This is a genomic window from Ensifer sp. Root278 (assembly GCF_001429285.1).
Taxonomy (GTDB): Bacteria; Pseudomonadota; Alphaproteobacteria; order Rhizobiales; family Rhizobiaceae; genus Ensifer.
Genome location: NZ_LMJJ01000007.1, coordinates 130,489 through 148,339, shown reverse-complemented (window position 1 = coordinate 148,339; position 17,851 = coordinate 130,489). Strand labels below are relative to the sequence as shown.

12 protein-coding genes are annotated in these 17,851 nt (G+C 61.4%); 4 read left to right on the top strand and 8 right to left on the bottom strand.

Annotated elements, in window-relative coordinates:
* A partial coding sequence (locus ASE60_RS08965) for a zinc-binding dehydrogenase (RefSeq protein ID WP_156414614.1) occupies positions 1 to 331 on the top strand: 331 nt, incomplete at its 5' end.
* Between the two features lie 204 nt (positions 332 to 535).
* Here ASE60_RS08965 and ASE60_RS08960 read toward each other — a convergent pair.
* The 3 genes from ASE60_RS08960 to ASE60_RS08950 form a co-directional block, all read right to left on the bottom strand.
* Positions 536 to 2,335 carry an NAD(P)/FAD-dependent oxidoreductase gene (locus ASE60_RS08960; RefSeq protein WP_057249395.1) on the bottom strand — a complete coding sequence of 600 codons (1,800 nt, stop codon included), beginning with the start codon at positions 2,333 to 2,335 and terminating at the stop codon, positions 536 to 538.
* Positions 2,336 to 2,401: 66 nt separating this feature from the next.
* A complete protein-coding gene (locus tag ASE60_RS08955) occupies positions 2,402 to 3,475 on the bottom strand; it encodes a 2,3-butanediol dehydrogenase (protein WP_057249394.1) in 1,074 nt (357 codons plus the stop codon).
* Between the two features lie 162 nt (positions 3,476 to 3,637).
* A complete protein-coding gene (locus tag ASE60_RS08950) occupies positions 3,638 to 5,509 on the bottom strand; it encodes a sigma-54-dependent Fis family transcriptional regulator (protein WP_057249393.1) in 1,872 nt (623 codons plus the stop codon).
* A gap of 351 nt (positions 5,510 to 5,860) precedes the next feature.
* Here ASE60_RS08950 and ASE60_RS08945 point away from each other — a divergent pair, with 351 nt between their 5' ends.
* Positions 5,861 to 7,258 (top strand): family 16 glycosylhydrolase, encoded by a 1,398-nt coding sequence (locus ASE60_RS08945; RefSeq protein ID WP_057249392.1) that lies wholly within the window; start codon positions 5,861 to 5,863, stop codon positions 7,256 to 7,258.
* 357 nt (positions 7,259 to 7,615) lie between these two features.
* Here the strand turns inward: ASE60_RS08945 and ASE60_RS08940 are convergent, their stop codons facing one another.
* Positions 7,616 to 8,041 (bottom strand): hypothetical protein, encoded by a 426-nt coding sequence (locus ASE60_RS08940; protein ID WP_057249391.1) that lies wholly within the window; start codon positions 8,039 to 8,041, stop codon positions 7,616 to 7,618.
* Between the two features lie 380 nt (positions 8,042 to 8,421).
* Between ASE60_RS08940 and ASE60_RS08935 the strand changes: the two genes are divergently transcribed.
* Complete coding sequence (locus ASE60_RS08935) at positions 8,422 to 9,735, top strand: alkyl/aryl-sulfatase (RefSeq protein ID WP_057249390.1); 1,314 nt, start codon at positions 8,422 to 8,424, stop codon at positions 9,733 to 9,735.
* Positions 9,736 to 9,954: 219 nt separating this feature from the next.
* On the opposite strand, the gene ASE60_RS08930 is transcribed toward ASE60_RS08935, so the two are convergent.
* From ASE60_RS08930 to ASE60_RS08915, 4 genes are all read right to left on the bottom strand, one after another.
* Positions 9,955 to 11,334, bottom strand: a complete 1,380-nt coding sequence (locus ASE60_RS08930; protein WP_057249389.1) for an aspartate aminotransferase family protein — start codon at positions 11,332 to 11,334, stop codon at positions 9,955 to 9,957.
* A 37-nt stretch (positions 11,335 to 11,371) separates the two neighbouring features.
* Positions 11,372 to 12,868, bottom strand: coding sequence for an NAD-dependent succinate-semialdehyde dehydrogenase (locus ASE60_RS08925; RefSeq protein WP_057249388.1), 1,497 nt, complete (start codon positions 12,866 to 12,868; stop codon positions 11,372 to 11,374).
* A 176-nt stretch (positions 12,869 to 13,044) separates the two neighbouring features.
* Positions 13,045 to 13,488: an MEKHLA domain-containing protein gene (locus ASE60_RS08920; RefSeq protein WP_244495572.1), complete on the bottom strand. Its 444-nt coding sequence runs from the start codon at positions 13,486 to 13,488 to the stop codon at positions 13,045 to 13,047.
* A 218-nt stretch (positions 13,489 to 13,706) separates the two neighbouring features.
* Positions 13,707 to 14,291 (bottom strand): protein-tyrosine-phosphatase, encoded by a 585-nt coding sequence (locus ASE60_RS08915; RefSeq protein ID WP_057249386.1) that lies wholly within the window; start codon positions 14,289 to 14,291, stop codon positions 13,707 to 13,709.
* A 616-nt stretch (positions 14,292 to 14,907) separates the two neighbouring features.
* On the opposite strand from ASE60_RS08915, the gene ASE60_RS08905 reads away from it, so the two are divergent.
* Positions 14,908 to 17,475 carry an SH3 domain-containing protein gene (locus ASE60_RS08905; RefSeq protein WP_244495571.1) on the top strand — a complete coding sequence of 856 codons (2,568 nt, stop codon included), beginning with the start codon at positions 14,908 to 14,910 and terminating at the stop codon, positions 17,473 to 17,475.
* Positions 17,476 to 17,851: the final 376 nt, after the last annotated feature.

Genomic DNA, 17,851 nt, shown 5'->3' with positions numbered 1-17,851 from the left:
GGGCTTTGATGTCGGGCTGGAGATGTCGGGAGCGGCACCGGCCTTCCGCGACATGATCGACAAGATGAACAATGGCGGCAAGATCGCCATCCTCGGCATTGCGCCGGCCGGCTTCGAGATCGACTGGAACAAGGTGATCTTCAAGATGCTCAACCTCAAGGGCATCTACGGTCGCGAGATGTTCGAGACCTGGTACAAGATGATCGCCTTCGTGCAGGGCGGCCTCGACCTTTCTCCCGTCATCACCCACCGCATCAGGATCGACGAATTCCGCGACGGCTTCGAGGCCATGCGCTCCGGCAATTCCGGCAAGGTGGTGATGGACTGGTAAGGCCAGAGGGGCCCGCACGAATTGCCTGGTCCCTGGAACGACCATAGATAGGCGATAGTCGGCATCTCCGCTCGCAGCGGGGGGCAGTGACGCTTTCATCCCGGGTTCGGAGGGCGCACTAAGATCTGCCGTCCGAAGCTAGCCTGGTCTTCTCGCGAACGCGAGAGAGGGCGGGCAAACCGCCCTCTCGTCTGCGCACTTTCGTCAGCGTTTGTGATGAACGCTTTGCAGGCCGTAGACCGGTGTCTGGATGCCTTCCAATCGTGCCTTCAGTTGCAGCGAGAGATACTGCGAGTAATGGCGCGACTGGTGCAGGTTGCCGCCGTGGAACCAAAGCGCCTCCTGTTGCGTCGGCTTCCACATGTTGCGCTGCTCGCCCTCCCAGGGGCCGGGGTCTTTCGGCGTATCGGAGCCGAGCCCCCAGACCTTGCCGATCCGGTCGGCGGTCTCCTGGTCGATGAGGTCCGCGACCCAGCCGTTCATCGAGCCGTAGCCCGTCGCATAGACGATGACGTCGGCCGGGATTTCTTTGCCGTCAGACAGTTTTACCGAGGTCTCGGTGATCTCCTCCACCTGTCCCGCGGCAAGCTTTACCTTGCCATCGATGATCAGCTGCGAAGCACCGATATCGATGTAGTAGCCGGATCCGCGGCGCAGGTACTTCATGAAAAGACCCGAGCCGTCCGCGCCCCAGTCCAGCTGGAAGCCGGCTTTCTCCAGCGCCGCGTAGAAGTCGGCGTCGCGTTCGCGCATCTTGTCGTAAAGTGGGATCTGGAACTCGTGCATGATCCGATAGGGCAGCGAGGCGAAGATGAGGTCGGCCTTGCCCGTCGTCACGCCATTTGCCAGCGCCTGTTCGGAATAGAGCCCGCCGAGGCCGATATCCATCAGCGTGTCGGACTTGACGATATGGGTCGTCGAGCGCTGGATCATCGTGACGTCGACGCCCGCTTCGTAAAGCGCGGCGCAGATGTCATGGGCCGAATTGTTCGAGCCGATCACGACAACCTTCTTGCCCCTGTAGCCATCCGGCCCCGGATGCTGCGAGGAATGATGCTGCTCGCCCTTGAAGCGCTCGCGGCCGTTGAAATCCGGGATGTTCGCCTTGCCGGACATGCCGGTTGCAAAGACGAGCTGTTTCGGCCGCAGCACCACTTCCTCGCCGTCGCGGTCGACCACGATCGTCCATTCATTCGTGACTTCGTCCCATTTGGCCGACTTGGCGGTGGAGCGTGTCCAGTAGTTCAGCTCCATCACCTTCGTATAGAATTCCAGCCAATCGCCGATCTTGTCCTTCGGCGCGAAGACCGGCCAGTTCTTCGGGAAATCGATGTAAGGCAGGTGGTCGTACCAGACGGGGTCATGCAGGCAGAGCGACTTGTAGCGCTTGCGCCAGCTGTCGCCTGGCCGATCGTTCTTTTCAAGGATGATGGTGGGCACGCCCAGTTGACGAAGCCGAGCGCCGAGTGCAATGCCGCCCTGTCCGCCGCCGATGATCACGACATAGGGCTGATTTTCATAACCGAGCGTGCGCTCCTCATGCTCGCGCTCCTCCTTCCAGGTCTTCGCGCCGATATTCTGGCCGTGCTTGGCGCCGAGCGGGCGGGTAAAGCCGGACTTTTCCTCGTGGCCCTTGAGTTCGGCAAGCGCCGTCAGCAGCGTCCAGATAAGGCCGTTCTTGATGCGCACGAGGCCATAGCCGCGCCCCGTCGCCGTCTCGAATGAGATCCAGCTTTCGAGCACGCCATCGGCCTCGGTCGCTTCCTCGCCAGCGGCGACGCGCCAATTGGAGGGCTTTGCGAAGGCGAGCTGCGCATCGAGCATGTCGCGCACCTGATCCCGGCCCTCGACCGTCTTGATGTTCCAGGTGAAGGCGACGAGGTCGCGCCAGTAGCATTCCTCGGCAAAGAGGTTGACCGCATCGTCTATGCGGCCGGTTTCGAGCGCGGCGCCGAAGGCATCAAGCAGCGCCTGGACGCGGGTGGTGGGGGTCTTCTCGAGCATCGTTTCTCCTCCTGCTCTATGATGAAGATGGGACGGCTCCTCAACCGCCCCGCAACGCGGACCGGCCTAACGCTTGAGGTCGATCAGTATTTTCAGATGGGTGCCGGCGGGATCGAGCAGCTTGTCGAACCCTGCCGAAACCGCCTCGCCGAGCGAGACATATTTGGTGACGATCTTCCGAGCCGGAATCTGGCCGCTCGCGATCAGGCGTGCGACACGCGGCCAGTAGTGGGTCGGGTAGGCCCAGGAACCGCGGATATCGATGTCCTTGAAGGTCACGTCGAACCAGTTCAACGGGCTTTCTCCGGGGTGAAGACCGGTCTGTACGACGACGCCCTGCTTGCGCACGGCGCTTGCGCAGGCCTTGAGCGCATGTTCGTTGCCGACGCATTCGATGGCGACGTCGCAGCCGACACCGCCCTCGGTCTCGGCCTGAACGACGTCGCTGACCTTTTCCATCTTCGGATTGATTGTGCGGACGTCGCCCTGCGCTTCCTTGGCCAGCGACAGTCGCGTCTCGTTAGGATCGGAGAGGAAGATCTTCGAAGCGCCGGCGGCTCGTGCAGCCATGGCGACGAGAATGCCGATCGGCCCTGCGCCGGTGACCAGCACGCTGCAACCGGCGGTGACGCCGCCGCGGTCGCAGGCATAAACAGCGACTGCGGTGGGCTCGATCAGCGCGGCCTCCTCGTCGGACAGTGCATCGGGAATGGGCTGGACATTGTAGTCGTTGAGAAGGGCTGCTTCCGCCATTCCCCCCGAATGCCAGGAGAGGCCCGCAAGTGCGAGGTTGGCGCTCAGGTGAAACAGACCGCGATCGGCGTAATAGTCGCCACGGCGGGGCATGATCAGCGGTTGAACCGAGACCCGGTCGCCCGGCTTCACATGGCTGACCCCTTCGCCGACTGCCTTTACGACGCCGCCGAATTCATGACCAAGGATCTGTGGCCCATGGGCGCCGGTAAAGGGATGCGGCTCTTTCGGGATGAAGATCGGCCCATAGGCGTATTCATGCAGATCGGTCCCGCAGATGCCGCAGAAACGGTTCTCCACCAGCACCTCGCCCGGCCCGGGCTGAGGCGGGGCCTCGACATCGTCAATACGTAGATCCCTGGCAGCGTGAAAGCGCAGAGCTTTCATTGTGTTTCCTCCTGTTGTTCTTGCACAGGAGGGACAGCAAGCAGCATGCCAAATCGCGATTCCGCTTATTTCTGCGGTAATATCAATGGCTTAAAAATATCCGCAGCCGAAAGCCTCGGGGAATGCAACAGTTGCTGCGCAACAGGTGTTGCAGGCGTTGCGTCAGTTGAGACGCTTCAGGCGACGATGGATGGTGGAGCGGTTGACACCGAGCTTTCTTGCAAGTGCCGAGACGTTGTCGCCGCAGTCTCGCAGCGCCTGTTTCAGTGCATCATCCTCACCAGGCAACGAACGGACGGCGGCGGCGAAGAGATGTTCCGGCAGGCACTCGGTATCGATGAGGCCACTTTCGGAAAGCGCGGCGGCCACCCGCAGGACGTTGGAAAGCTCACGCAGATTTCCCGGCCATTCATGCGCCAGCAAGGCTGTCCGCGCGGCCTTGTCGATGCGGTAGGGTTCGTTGTTTTCCTTCTCGATGCGAGCGAGCAATTGGTCGATCAGCCAGCCGAGATCCTGGCGCTCTCGCAAGGCTGGGAGGCAGAGCGTTACGGCGTTCAGGCGGTAATAAAGGTCTTCTCGGAAACGGCCTTCCTTCACCAGTTCCGCGAGATCGCGGTGGGAAGCGGAAACGACGCGCAGGCGGATCGGGCGCGCCTTCAGCGCGCCGACCGGCTGGACCTCATTTTCCGAGAGCACGCGCAACAGCCTGCTTTGCAGCGAAAGCGGCATGTCGCCGATCTCGTCGAGGAACAGGGTGCCGCCGTCGGCATCCTCGATCAGGCCGCGCTTGCCCTTCTGGCTGGCGCCAGTGAACGCGCCGGGAGCGTAGCCGAAGAGTTCGGATTCGATGAGATGTTCCGGGATCGCCGCGCAATTGACCGCGACGAAGTTGCCATTGCCGCCGCAACTGTCATGGATCGCGCGCGCAAGATATTCCTTGCCGCTGCCCGTTTCCCCTTGAATGAGAATAGAGATGTTGCGTGTCGCAAGTTTCGCCGCGCGGGTCTGCACCCGTTCCATTGCGGCGTCGCCGCGACTGAGATCGCGCAAAGCCCGTGGAAGGCGCGGTTCCGCGCCGGCAGGCGTGCGAAGGCTGACGACGGGCGCGATGGCGCTAGCGAAAAGGACAAGACCACTCTTGGCTCGAAGCAGGCGTTCGCCGTTCGGCCGGCCGCGCATGAAATTTGGCAGGTCGTCCACGTCGATATCGAAGACCTCCGAGACCGGAAGTCCAAGAAAATCACGCGTTCTGAGGCCGCGGATGTTCATCGAGCGGGCGAGTGCGCCAAAACCGCCATGGGTCATGCCAGTGATACGCCCGCTGCCATCGAGAGCGATGGCGGCGTCCGGGTCGACATCAAGGAATTCCGGAGAGCGCGCAAGCCGCAGGACCCAGTCATTGCGGGTACGGGTCATGAGATTGGCGAGCTCGATCCGCCGCGCAGTGGCGGACACCAGATGCAGCGCCAGTTGCTGGCTCGCCTTGGCGGTGGGTGACCGGAGCTGGGAGATGTCGAGCACGGCGGTAAGGTCGCCAAGCGTGTCGAAGACGGGCGCCGCCGTACAAGTCAGCCCGATATGGCTGGCGTCGAAATGATCGTCCTGATGAATGATGACCGGTTCGCCGGAGACGATGCAGGCCCCGACGGCACAGGTTCCTGCTCGGCTCTCCGACCATTCCGAGCCGAGATAGAGACCCGCCTTGCGCAACTGGTTGTCGAAAGTAGGGTCGCCCATGAAATCGACGGTGACGCCACGCGCATCGGATAGCAACAAAACATAGTTCTGTTCGGCGACCTGGTTGAACAGCCCTTCAAGGCCGGAGCGGCCGATGCGGATCAGTTCTTCAGCCTGTTCGCGATGCTCGCGCAGCTTCGATCCCGGAACGATATAGGCTTCCTGCGCGATCGTCGGATCCAGCTTGTAATCATTGAGGCAGCGAAGCCAGGATTGGACCACGGGTGCATCGCGCGGGCTCGCAGCGCCCAAGCCAACACGCTCTATCTCACGCATATGCGACAGCGGCGTTATCATCGATCAGCCTCCCAAGCGGGAAGCTGACACACTCTCGGCGTGTCGACAATCCATATCTATCAATAGGAAAAGCAGCGACCGGTAAGGACTTCCCATGCGGTATCGATCGGAATCCGCGCCATCGTGATGCTGCAGCCTGAGTGCGTTTTCGTTTCTCCATTCTAAGAATCGCGTCGCCGGCGCTTTCCGGCGAGTGCTTCGATCCCCGCGGGAGCCTATCCGCGCCCATTGCTATCGCGGTTAAAAAATGCGCAGGGGCAAAAGAGTTTGAGGTGTGGGCGACAGGCCACAGTCAGAGATGCTAGGGCTGCTCACCGGGAAGGGGCACTCTATCAAGCAGGAGACTTCTCGATGAGCAGAACTGCCATGAACGCCCTAGGACAGCCGGTCTATTACAGCGGAAGTTCGACGGCATGGTATTCCGCAACCGGATCCGGACCGACCCTTTACGGCACGCCGGCCAACGATTCCATCTGGGGCGATAGTTCCGTCGACGTAACGATGGTCGGCGGCACGGGCGACGACATCTACTACCTTTATTCATCGACGAACCGGGCCGAAGAGGCCCCCGGCGAAGGCGTAGACACGATCGATACGTGGATGAGCTACACCTTGCCGGAGAATTTCGAGAACCTGACCGTCACCGGCAACGACCGATATGCGTTCGGCAACAGTGCCGACAATATCATCACCGGTGGTTCGGGCAGCCAGACCATCGACGGACGCGCAGGTAACGACGTGCTCATCGGCGCCGGTGGAGCCGATACTTTCGTGTTCGAACATGGCAACGGCAGCGACCTCATCGCCGATTTCAGCTCCAACGACACGGTCCGCCTCGATGGCTATGGCTTCACCTCGTTCGACCAGGTCCTGGCCAATTCTGCCCAGGAGGGGGACGATCTCCGCCTTCATCTCGCCGAAGGCGAAAGTGTGGTCTTCGCCGATACGACAACCGACCAATTGCAGGAGAGCCAGTTCAAGCTGAACCTGGACCGGTCCGCCTTCACGCAGACTTTCTCGGATGATTTCGACACGCTTCAACTCCGCAGCGACACAGGCGGTGTCTGGGATGCGAAATACTGGTGGGCGCCGGAAGAGGGGGCAACGCTAACCGAAAACGGCGAGCTGCAATGGTACGTCAATCCGAGTTATGAGCCGACCGCTTCCATCAACCCGTTTTCGGTCGAGGACGGCGTGCTGACGATCACCGCCGAGCGCGCCTCGGAAGAAATCCAGTCCGAGATCGGTGGCTATGATTACACGTCCGGGATGCTGACGACCTATTCGTCCTTCGCCCAGACCTACGGCTACTTCGAGATGCGAGCCGACATGCCGGACGATCAAGGCGCCTGGCCCGCTTTCTGGCTGCTACCCGCCGACGGCTCCTGGCCGCCGGAACTCGACGTCGTCGAAATGCGCGGGCAGGACACCAATACCGTGATCACCACCGCCCATTCCAACGAAAGCGGCGAGCACACCGTGAGCCGAGACGGAGTGCAGGTCGCCGATACCGATGGGTTTCACGACTATGGCGTGCTTTGGACGGAAGATGAGATCGTCTGGTACTTCGACGACACGGAGATCGCCCGCACGGACACGCCCGCGGATATGCACGAGCCGATGTATATGCTCGTCAATCTCGCGGTTGGAGGGATGGCCGACACGCCTAATGACGACTTTGCCGACGGCGCGGAGATGAAGATCGACTCCATCGAGGCGTACTCGCTGGACTCCGACTGGGATATCTAAGCGGACGACGAAGGGTCGGCCGCTTCCGGAGCGGCCCACCCTGCCAAACGGCCATGTCATGACCATGCGCAGCGTCTGTACGGATGGGCTCCAGGATCAATGTGAGCAGCCTTCGTCGGGTTCCGTGGCGAACCGGATGTCCACTACCCGACGCAACGGCCAGGACGCGAGGGACGGCCACATCAGCGCCAGTCCGTGCTTCCGGTTCCTCTATCGTCTTGCAGGGTTTCGAGAAGCAAGCTCATTTCCCCGAGCGCAACGGTTTGGGACATGGCAATGTCCAGAAGCGCGTCTCTGAACCGGCTGCGCTGCGAGGCGTCGGGTCGCTGCAAGCCTTCGAAACGCGCTGGGCAAAGGTCACTCGCTGGGTGCGGCACGATTGCTCACCTCCTGCACCACGTCGGACGAATGGTGAACCTGGCGCGCTTGTCGTAGCAGATAGGAACCCAACTCTGCGGCTGCGGCGATATCGGCGAAGAGCAGGCCCGCCTCAGCCATGGTGCCGTCGTCGAGCGTATCTGTCTCCTTCGGGTCGAAATCATCCAGCAGTTCGAGAAGTGCCGCGATCCTACGCCGTTGCTCGCCGGCCGCGGTCAACAGGCTCCGCTCGATCCGCTCGCGCTCCAGCCTCTCAAGGTCGCGCAGTGCCTCGCCCACGCGGTCACGGCATTCGCAGTCGATGGCGCTGCTCAAGATCGCGCCGTGCATCCGTGCGATCGCACGGCTGATGTCCTCTTTTGTCTGGGCCAATGTCGATGTCATCGCGGGTTCGGCTGCTCGCATTACGTTCGTTCCACGTCCAGAGTTGCGTAGCGGCATCTTTCGGCGCTGCGCAATCACGATCCGGCATTTCGACGTCCAGCCTAAAGGCAAGAGGGGCCGGGCTGTTTGAACCAGCGCAAAGAAAGGTAGCTTTCCACTGGCACGCCGCTTGGCCAGGACAGCCGGCCGCGTTTTAGCCCTACGGCCGAAGAGACTTGAGTTTCTCCGGCGATCACCACGCATACCTCGGCCGCAAGGAAGGACGGGACTTCCGTCAGTTATTCCCATATCAAGTCCACGGGATGCGTTGCAGTCGCAACCGCAACGACAGACGGCCGGTCGCCGTCATTTCTGAACGTACCATGCCAGGCTCGTGGAGCCGTGAAGTAGGACTAACCTTAATGGTCGCATCAACACTCGGGCAGACGTCGCCCGCGTCTCCAGATGAATTCGCCGGGCGCGAGCAACTGCGTGCGAGTTCCGCAGAATTCCGGAAGGAAGTCATCGAAATCACGGACGGTGTCTTTGCTGCCGTGGGGTATTCGGCGAGCAATGTCACGCTGATCCAGGGGGAGAGAGGCTCCATTATCGTCGACACGTCTGCAAACCCCGTCGACGCAAAGGCGATCGTGGACGCCTTCGGAAATCGCTTCGTACGTCCCGTCCTGGCAATCATCTACACGCACAATCACCCGGACCATTCCGGCGGCGCGAGCGTGTTTGCCGGACCTGACAACCCCGAAATCTACAGCCATCAGACGCTGTTAGAATCTGGTCCTGAGTTCGGAAGAGGACCGCGCGATGGCGGTGATGCCTTCGGCACCAAGCTCGCTGACCATCTGTTCATCAACGCGGGTACGCAGCTCGAATATGGCCGTGTGACCCCGCATACGCGGGAGGGATTCCTGCCGCCGACCCGCACATTCAGAGGGGAGAGCGAGACTATAGAGTTGGCGGGGCTGCAGATGCAGCTCATCCATACGCCAGGGGAGTCTCCTGAGAACACGGCGATCTGGATCGCCGGGAAGGGAGTGCTGGTCCCCGGCGATGATTTCCTGAAATCATACCCGAACCTCTCGCCGATCCGCGGCCTGAAGCTGAGGCCGCCGGAGAAGTGGATCGCAAGCCTCGACAAAATGCTCGCCCTGGACGCCACCTACATGGTCCAGGGCCACATGCGCCCGATCCTCGGGAAGGACGAGGTCCGCAAGGCTCTCACCGATTACCGCGACGGCATCAAGACCGTCCTCGACCAGACCCTGGCCGGTATCAAACAAGGAAAGACACCCGACGAGCTTGTTCAGGAGGTGAAACTCTCTCCTGAGCTCTCAAAGAGCCCCTACCTGCAAGAATACTATGGCACTGTCGCGTGGGCTGTGCGTGGTATTTACGCCGATTACGTCGGCTGGTTCGATGGAAATGCCACGAATTTGAATCCTCTGCCGCCCGGGGAGCGCGCCCGAAAGATGCTCGAAATGGCAGGAGGCCTAGATAAGGTCATCGCCCGCGCCCGGGAAGCCATTGAGGCCAAGGAGTTTCAATGGGCGGCAGAAATGATCGACCATGTGTTGGCCGTTGACCCTGCGAACATGGCAGCCAAGGAGATCAAGGCTCAGGCGCTGACCGAGTTGGGCGAACGCCAGATCAATGCTAACGCCCGGAACTATTACCTCACCACAGCTCAATACCTGCTGAAGCGAGAGAGGCAGACGTAGCTGTGTCCGCGCGGGCACGCCATCGTTCTAGAATAAGCTTTAAGGTGAGGACCGGAGGTTTCTTCGGTCCGAGACACCAGAGGCTTCATTGAGCGCGTGGCCGCGGGCCCTCCTGAACTTCGAGCTTATGCCCGGTCGCTTGCGCGGCCGGGCATGCAGGGAATGGAAACGCATGATTGCGCCATTGGGCCTCTTTCATCGTTTCCTGCTCGCCGGGCCTTACTTTGAGCCGAGCACGGATGTGATCGCGTCTGCGGCCGCTTTCACGACGATGTCAGCCTCTTTCTTCGTCAGGCAGAGTGGTGGTGCGAAGCCGAGGATGTCGCCTTGGGGCATGGCGCGGCCGATGACGCCGCGTTCCAGGAGGGCGGCGGCGATCTGCGGGCCGACCTTTTTTGCCGGGTCGAAGAAGGCCCGGTCGTCCTTGTCCTCGACGAACTCGACCGCCGCCATCAATCCGTCGCCACGCACCTCGCCGACATGCTTGTGGTCGGCAAGCGCTTTCGCCAGTTCCGAGCGGAAATAGGCGCCGGTTTTGCCGGCGTTCTCGACAAGGCCCAGCTCGTCGATCAGTTCGAGATTGGCAACGCCCGCGGCCGCGCAGATCGGATGGGCGGAATAGGTCCAGCCATGGCCGATCGCGCCCAGCTCGTCAGAGCCCTGCACCAGCACCTGCCACACCTTGTCCGAGACGATCGTGCCGGAAAGCGGCGCGTATGCCGAAGTGAGACCCTTCGCAATGGTGATGAGATCGGGCTTCATGCCGTAATGGTCGGAGCCGAACATCGTGCCGAGACGGCCGAAGCCAGTGACCACCTCGTCGGCGACGAGCAGGATGTCGTATTTTTCGAGCACCGCCTGGATCTTCTGCCAGTAGCCCTTCGGCGGTGGTACGATGCCGCCCGTACCGAGGATTGGCTCGCCGATGAAGGCGGCGATCGTCTCCGGTCCTTCGGCCAGGATCATCTCTTCGAGCTTGTCGGCGCAATCTTGCGAGAACTGCTCTTCATCCATCGACCGGTCCGGGCGGCGGAAGAAGTAGGGCGCTTCCGTGTGCAGGATCGGCGCGCGCGGCAGGTCGAAAGCGTTGTGGAAGAGATGCAAGCCGGTCAGCGAGCCCGTCATGACGCCGGAACCATGATAGCCGCGCCAGCGTGAGATGATCTTCTTCTTTTCCGGCCGGCCGAGGATGTTATTGTAGTACCAGATCAGCTTGATGTTGGTCTCGTTTGCATCCGAGCCTGAAAGACCGAAATAGACACGGCTCATACCCTGCGGTGCGCGGTCGATGATCATCTTGGACAGCGTGATCGAGGCTTCCGTGCCGTGACCGACATAGGCGTGGTAGTAAGCGAGGTTCTTGGCCTGCTCAGCGATCGCGTCGGCGATTTTTTGCCGGCCGTAGCCGACATTGACGCAGTAGAGGCCGGCAAATGCGTCAAGGCTGGTGTTGCCGCTGGTGTCGGTGATGTAGACGCCTTCGCCGCCGCAGATGACCCGGGTCGGCGTCTCGCCGCGCGCATGCATGCCCATGTGCGTGGACGGGTGGAAGAAGTGGTCACGGTCTGAGGCGGTAAGTTCGTTGCTTCTTTCGAGCATGGTCTTTCCTTTCGCGTATGAAATGTGGCGCCCGCGATCAGGCGGCCGTGTCGATGCAGAGATATTTGAGTTCCGTGAAGGCTTCGATGCCGTGGCGGGAGCCTTCGCGGCCAAGGCCCGACTGCTTCCAGCCTCCGAAGGGGATCGGTCCGCCGGTGATCTTCACCCGATTGATGGCGACCATGCCATACTCAAGCGCCCGTCCGAGACGCATCTGGCGCGCGCCGCTCTCGGTGACGACATAGGCGACTAGGCCATACTCAGTGTCGTTGGCGCGGGCGATCACTTCGTCCTCGTTGTCAAAGGCCGTCACCGCTGCGACCGGACCGAATGTCTCTTCGCGCATGATCAGTGCCTCGTCGGGCACGTCGGTCAGGAGCGTGGGTTCAAAGAAAAGCGGCCCGGCCGGGTGGCGTCGTCCGCCGACCGAAAGCTTGGCGCCAAGCCGTAGCGCGTCGGCAAGTTGCTCCTCAACCTTGGCGATCGCTCGTTCCTGCATCAGCGGGCCGATTTCGCAGTCGCGGTCGAGCCCGGCGCCGACCTTCAAGCGCGCAATCCGCGCAGCAAAGGCCTCCTCAAAAGCCCTGAGGATCGGCCGCTCGACATAGATGCGATTGGCAGCGAGGCAATCCTGGCCAGACGTCGCGAACTTTGCGGCGATCGCGATATCGGCTGCCTTCTCCACGTTGGCATCGGCGAAGACGATCAGCGGCGCGTGCCCGCCGAGTTCCATGACCAGCCGCTTCATAGTCCGTGCGCACTGGCTGGCGATGAGCTTGCCGATTTCCGTCGACCCGGTGAAGCTCATGGCGCGGATGCGCGCATCGGCATTCATGCGGCCCACGATGGTGGCGGCATCCCCTGTCACCACGTTGAAGACACCTGCGGGCAGGCCGGCCCGCTCGCCGAGTTCGGCAAGGGCAAGTGCTGAAAGCGGTGTTTCGCTGGAGGGATGTGCAACGACGGTGCAGCCGGCGGCGAGGGCCGCTGCGGCCTTGCGCGTGATCATGGCGGAGGGGAAATTCCACGGCGTCACGATGCCGACGACGCCGAGGGCCTCGCGGCGCACGATCATCTCTGCTCCGGGAAGATGGCTGGTGACGCTTTCGGCGTTGAGGCGCTTTCCTTCCTCGGCATACCACTCGATGAAAGAGGCTGCATAGTCGATCTCGGCACTGGACTCGGCAAACGGCTTGCCCTGTTCCAGCGTCATCAGCAGCGCAAGATCAGCGCGTGCCTCCAGGATCAGGTCATGCCACTTGCGCAGGATCGCGGCGCGCTGTTGCGGTAGCATGCTGCGCCAGGCGGGCAGCGCGTCGCTCGCGGTCGAGATGGCCTCCCCGGTCTGCTCGGCATCAAGGGCCGCGACCCAGGCAAGGGTCGCCGACGAGGCGGGATCGGTCACCTTGAAGCCGGCACCGTCATGGCCGGAAATCCAGCGACCGCCGACATACGCGAGTTCCCTGAGCAGGTGCGGATCGGCAAGGCAGGCGAGGGCGTCGTGAAAGGTCGTGCGGGCAAATACGGCGGTCATGGCGGCCTCCTCTTGTTGTGTGGAGGAAGTCTGCCAGAGGGAAGGCGACAGATTGTCTATTGCCGGGGTAGCCGGAAGAGACTTTGGCCAAAGGTAGGGGCGACCGTAGACGATCTCTCTATTGGGAGGCGGGAAGCAGCGTCTCAAGCGGTCACGAGATGAGCCGTAAAGCGCGCTTACTGGTCCTTCCAGGTGTGAAAGACGGCGGCCTGGCCGACACAGGCGCCGCCGGTGCGCACAAGCTGCCAGACGGTCGCGTTTTCGATCCAGAACCGGCGTCCGGATTTCGCGATCCGAACGCCGCGATAGTTGTCGATGAACCCCTTGGCGGAGACGCCGTCTAGAAGACGCTGCCTTTCTTCGCGGTCTGGCGCCTCGGCAGAAAGGCGCGACGGCATGCCGATGAATTCCTCCCAAGAGTATCCGAAACAGGCCTGGGCCGTCTTGTTCGCGTATATGAAACGGGGATCCTCGGACCGGTCATGTGCGAGCAAGGCGAACGGCGCGGATTCATAGAGCCACCTGCCATCCGCGGAAGGATCACCTAAGCTTCTGCCTGTCAGCTGGCGGAAGCTTGCAATCATCAGTGCGGAAATCTCTTCGACGTCACGCTCGCTCATCATGCCGTTCCCTTTTTGCCGTGCGTCGCCATTGGCCGCATCTTGCAGACATCGGCCATCGTGGAGGCGAGAGTCCGCTGTCGCTGCTCCCTTGGTTTCCGGCCAGCCACCTGGATCGCGCGGTGTTCCTGAAGGTGGGCGCTCTGCGAAGAATTTTACAATATCCACGCTGAGCGCCTCTGCCGATGATGCCTCGAGACCGGGTGCGCCTTAGGCGGTCAGTCGTGAATGGCCATCTGCAATTCGGCATCGCGGCCGAGTGTCGTCATCCATTCGGTGAACTCGGGGCGGCTCTTGATCTGCCGACCATAGTGGCGGCCAAGCGCCGCAGTGAGATCACCCCGGCGACCGAGCTGCTCGTCGGCAAAGCCAATCATCTGGGAATTCGGCCACGCTTGCGGGCGTATGGCGGCAAGGCGGGCAAAGAGGCTTTCGCCGGGCTCATCCGGGTTTGCCTGCGCCATGAGGGTCAGCATGGCTGCCGTCGAGCGCGATACGCCCATATGGCAATGAACCAGCACATGGCTCGCGGCTTCCCGATCCTGCCGTGTCAGGAAATCTGTACCGAAGCGAAGAATGGCCTCCACGTGGTCCGGGCGGGGCATCACCCGGTTCGGTGCCGCCGCAATGATATCGTGGAAACGCAGCGTCGTGCGGTGGTGTTCGCCATAGGCGCCGAAAGCTTCCAGTTCCGGGAGTTCCGGATCGACGATCGACAGAACGTGGGTCACGTTTCGGCTGCTCTGCCCCGGAAGTTCCTCGATGCCGCAAACGGTCAGCACCGGAGAAAAGGTCGTTTCCATGTCCACTATCCTTGCATCAGTTTAATGAAGCATCTGCCTCGCATTTGCGCGCGAGCAGGGTAAAAAAGCACGTCGAGCATCATACATCTGGGCGCCGCAGATCGGCACGATGAGGAGTGGATCGACAAGCGGCAGGCGTTGAGAATGACGTTTTCATCGGCGGGAGGCGACGACGAAGCCGTCGGGAGAGATGGAAACTATACGTGCGCCGGCCTTCTTGGCAATCTCGATATTCGAAAACAGGATAACTCTTGCGCCCCAAAAAGGAGAGCACGAAAAGCACGCCCTTTCCCGTCAGGCGGAGGACCGCAACCATCTGCAAGGTTGGACATTCACGATACCGGAAGATGCCGTTCTCCAGCCGCTCCACCAACCGGGGGGCGCCGCGATGGGGTCTGCTCGACGGGCAACAAGGAAGGCGTCGTTCAATGCCCGGTTTAATTAGAAGTTGGCAGCGTTACCAGTTGCACCCGTCATCGAATGTGCAATGATTTCCGAATTAAACGACGCCGAATAGCTGAAATCTCGAGACGCCTTTGCGCGACGATCCGTGCCTAGTGCAACTTCCAGCTAACAGGACTTGAACACACCTACACACCAATGAAGGAATGTGATCATGCGTAGAATTCTTGCCTACCTCACGGTCGCTTCGTTCTTCTCGACCTCTGCTTTTGCGGACCCCGCCGTCCTGACGGCAAATGTGAATTTCAGGGTTGGCCCTGGCACCGGATTTGACGCGATACGCGTCATCCCCCAGGGCGAGGAAGTCGATATCAAGGAGTGTGATTCGGAAGCCAGCTGGTGTGCCGTGAGTTACTCCGGCGCAAATGGGTTCGTTGCGGGCAAATATCTCAACCAGTCTGACGCCACCGCGCCTGCCTGGCCAAGGGTGTTCAACACCGACAAGGGCGCGACGATCACGCTCTTTCAGCCGCAGATAATATCCTGGAAGGATTTCAAGGAGCTCGAGGCTCTTGTGGCCACCGAACTCAAATCGTCCGCAGACGCAAAGCCGGTCTACGGGATCATCGGGCTTTCGGCAAAGACTGTCGCTGATGATGCATCTGAAAACGTCACGCTGACGGATGTTCGCACCACGCGGCTCGAGTTCTCTGCGCTCGACCGCCAGCAACTTGCCGATCTCGCGCTCGATATCGGCAAGCTTGTTCCTACCGATCCGATCGTCGTGTCGCAGCAACGGCTGGCCGCGAGCCTTGCGGATTTCGAGCGTCTCGCAGACGTTCCGGATATCAAGGCCGACCCGCCGCCGATCTTTGAGAGCGAGGCGCCAGCGATCCTGCTGCAGACGGACGGCAAGGCGGTTACGGCCCCGGTCAAGGGCGTTGAGGGCCTATCGTTCGTGGTCAACACGAACTGGGACCTGTTTAAAGTCGAACAATCGGGCGATTACTATCTGCGAAGCGACAAGAACTGGCTCACTTCGAAGACATTGGAGACCAGCTGGGTTGAGGCAGAAACGGTTCCGGATCTGTTTTCCAAACTGCCTGACATCGAGAACTGGAAAGGGGTAAAGGCCTCCCTTCCGCCAACGCGCTTCAACGAGAACGAGATCCCGAAGGTTTTCTATTCGGAGAAGCCAGCGGAGCTCTTGATCTTTGAAGGAAAGCCGGTCCTCGAACCGGTGACGGGCACAGGGCTAGATTGGGTTTCCAATACGACCAGCTCGGTGTTTTTCCATCGGGCCAGCAAGAACTGGTACACCCTTCTCTCCGGAAGATGGTTCTCATCAGCCTTGCTCGAAGGACCCTGGAATTTCGCCACTCCCGATCTGCCGGAAGATTTCGTGAACCTACCCGACGACGCGCCCTATTCAGCAGTGCGTGCTTCGATCCCCGGCACCTCCGAAAGCGCAATGGCGCGTCTGAGGGCGAGCATTCCGAAGCTTGCGCGGGTTTCGACCGATGGGTCATTGAAGGTGGACGTACACTACAATGGCGAGCCGAAGTTCGAGCCGATCGAAGGCACGTCCCTGTTTTATGCCGTCAACGCGAACGAGCAGGTCATCAAGGTCGCGGACAAGTATTTCGTCCTCAAGGATGGCATCTGGTTCGTCGGCGATACGCCGACCGGGCCCTTTGCCGTTGCACGCGCGGTTGCTGACGAGATCTACGGCATTCCATCGTCGTCTCCGGTCTATAACGCCACCTATGTCCGCGTTTACGACACGGAACCGGACGCCGTCTGGTACGGCTACACCCTCGGCTACCTCTATACGTATCTCGCCTGGGACACCGTCGTATGGGGGTCGGGGTGGTACTATCCGCCCTATTGGGACTACTACGATGACGATTGGCCCTACTATCCGCCTCCGATCAGCTATGGGTTTGGCGCCTCATACAACCCGGCCTACGGAACCTTCGGCCGCTATGGCTACGCCTACGGTCCCGAGAGGGGTTTGGCGTTTGGCGCGGCTTACAATCCCGTCACCGGGACCCGGTTCCGCGCTGGTGCTGCGGCAGGACCTGGCGGCGAACGGGGCTTCATCTCCGCCTACAATCCAAGGACCGGCAACGCCATGGTCGCGCGCGGCGGCCAGAATGTCTACGGTTCCTGGGGCAGCGTTGCCGTCAAGCACGGTGGAGAATTCGCACGTATAAGCGGCGGAACAACAGGCAGTGCCGGCGGTTTGCGCTGGCGCAACACAGAAGGCAACAAAGGCTTTATCGTCGGCAGCAAGGGCGGTGACGTCTATGCCGGTCGCGACGGCAGCGTCTATCGTCGCCAGGACGGGCAGTGGCAGAAGCACACGCCGGATGGCTGGCAACCGGTCCAGCGGCCGGACGGAGAGAACCTGCGAAATGCCGGTCAGCGTGCAGCATCCAACAGACCTCAAGCCGCCCAACGTATTCAGAACCGGGTCGAGACAAGGCCTGCACCCCGTCGCAACCAGCAGGTTCGTCAGCGGGCGCCGGATCATCTATCCTTCGATCGTGCCGGACGACAGTTCGGCAACCAGAATGAACTGAGCCGCAACTATGGCCGGCTCTACCAGGAGTCCGGCCGCAACTTCCAAAGCTTTGACCGTGGCGGCGGCTATCGCGGCGGCGGTTTTCAGGGTGGCAGCCGCGGCGGGTTCCACGGCGGTGGCGGTCGGGGCGGTGGGGCAGCCTTCCGTGGTGGTGGCGGCGGTGGAGGACGTGGCGGCGGCGGCCGGGGCCGCTGAACGCGCGGATTGATCTGGCGAAAGCCGCATCGGGAGACTTTCGCCAAAGCACGGCCGGCGGAGGCCACACCCTGTCCATCGGCTCGTCCGACTGTACTGGAGGAGGCTGCTGATGGCGGCCTCCAACCAAGCGATGGCGTGTCGAGCCGGTTCCGTCCGTAAAACCCTGGCGCCGTCACAAAGCAGCTGCAGGACAGCCGATGGACAGGGTGTGTCGCCTAGAACGGCGTCGGGGCCGCACGGCATTGCCGATCGGTTCCGCTCATTGCGACGAGGCTGAACGCACGATCGCGTCCTGACCAAGGAAGAGCCCACCGGTCAGCAAGGTCTCGCGTCATGGCGCACATCGCCGATAAACGGCAGCAAAAAAAAGGGA

Bases quoted from the DNA above. Each gene is read 5' to 3' on its own strand.
- ASE60_RS08960 (WP_057249395.1), bottom strand. From the start codon at position 2,335: ATGCTCGAGAAGACCCCCACCACCCGCGTCCAGGCGCTGCTTGATGCC.
- ASE60_RS08955 (WP_057249394.1), bottom strand. From the start codon at position 3,475: ATGAAAGCTCTGCGCTTTCACGCTGCCAGGGATCTACGTATTGACGAT.
- ASE60_RS08950 (WP_057249393.1), bottom strand. From the start codon at position 5,509: ATGATAACGCCGCTGTCGCATATGCGTGAGATAGAGCGTGTTGGCTTG.
- ASE60_RS08945 (WP_057249392.1), top strand. From the start codon at position 5,861: ATGAGCAGAACTGCCATGAACGCCCTAGGACAGCCGGTCTATTACAGC.
- ASE60_RS08940 (WP_057249391.1), bottom strand. From the start codon at position 8,041: ATGCGAGCAGCCGAACCCGCGATGACATCGACATTGGCCCAGACAAAA.
- ASE60_RS08935 (WP_057249390.1), top strand. From the start codon at position 8,422: ATGGTCGCATCAACACTCGGGCAGACGTCGCCCGCGTCTCCAGATGAA.
- ASE60_RS08930 (WP_057249389.1), bottom strand. From the start codon at position 11,334: ATGCTCGAAAGAAGCAACGAACTTACCGCCTCAGACCGTGACCACTTC.
- ASE60_RS08925 (WP_057249388.1), bottom strand. From the start codon at position 12,868: ATGACCGCCGTATTTGCCCGCACGACCTTTCACGACGCCCTCGCCTGC.
- ASE60_RS08920 (WP_244495572.1), bottom strand. From the start codon at position 13,488: ATGAGCGAGCGTGACGTCGAAGAGATTTCCGCACTGATGATTGCAAGC.
- ASE60_RS08915 (WP_057249386.1), bottom strand. From the start codon at position 14,291: ATGGAAACGACCTTTTCTCCGGTGCTGACCGTTTGCGGCATCGAGGAA.
- ASE60_RS08905 (WP_244495571.1), top strand. From the start codon at position 14,908: ATGCGTAGAATTCTTGCCTACCTCACGGTCGCTTCGTTCTTCTCGACC.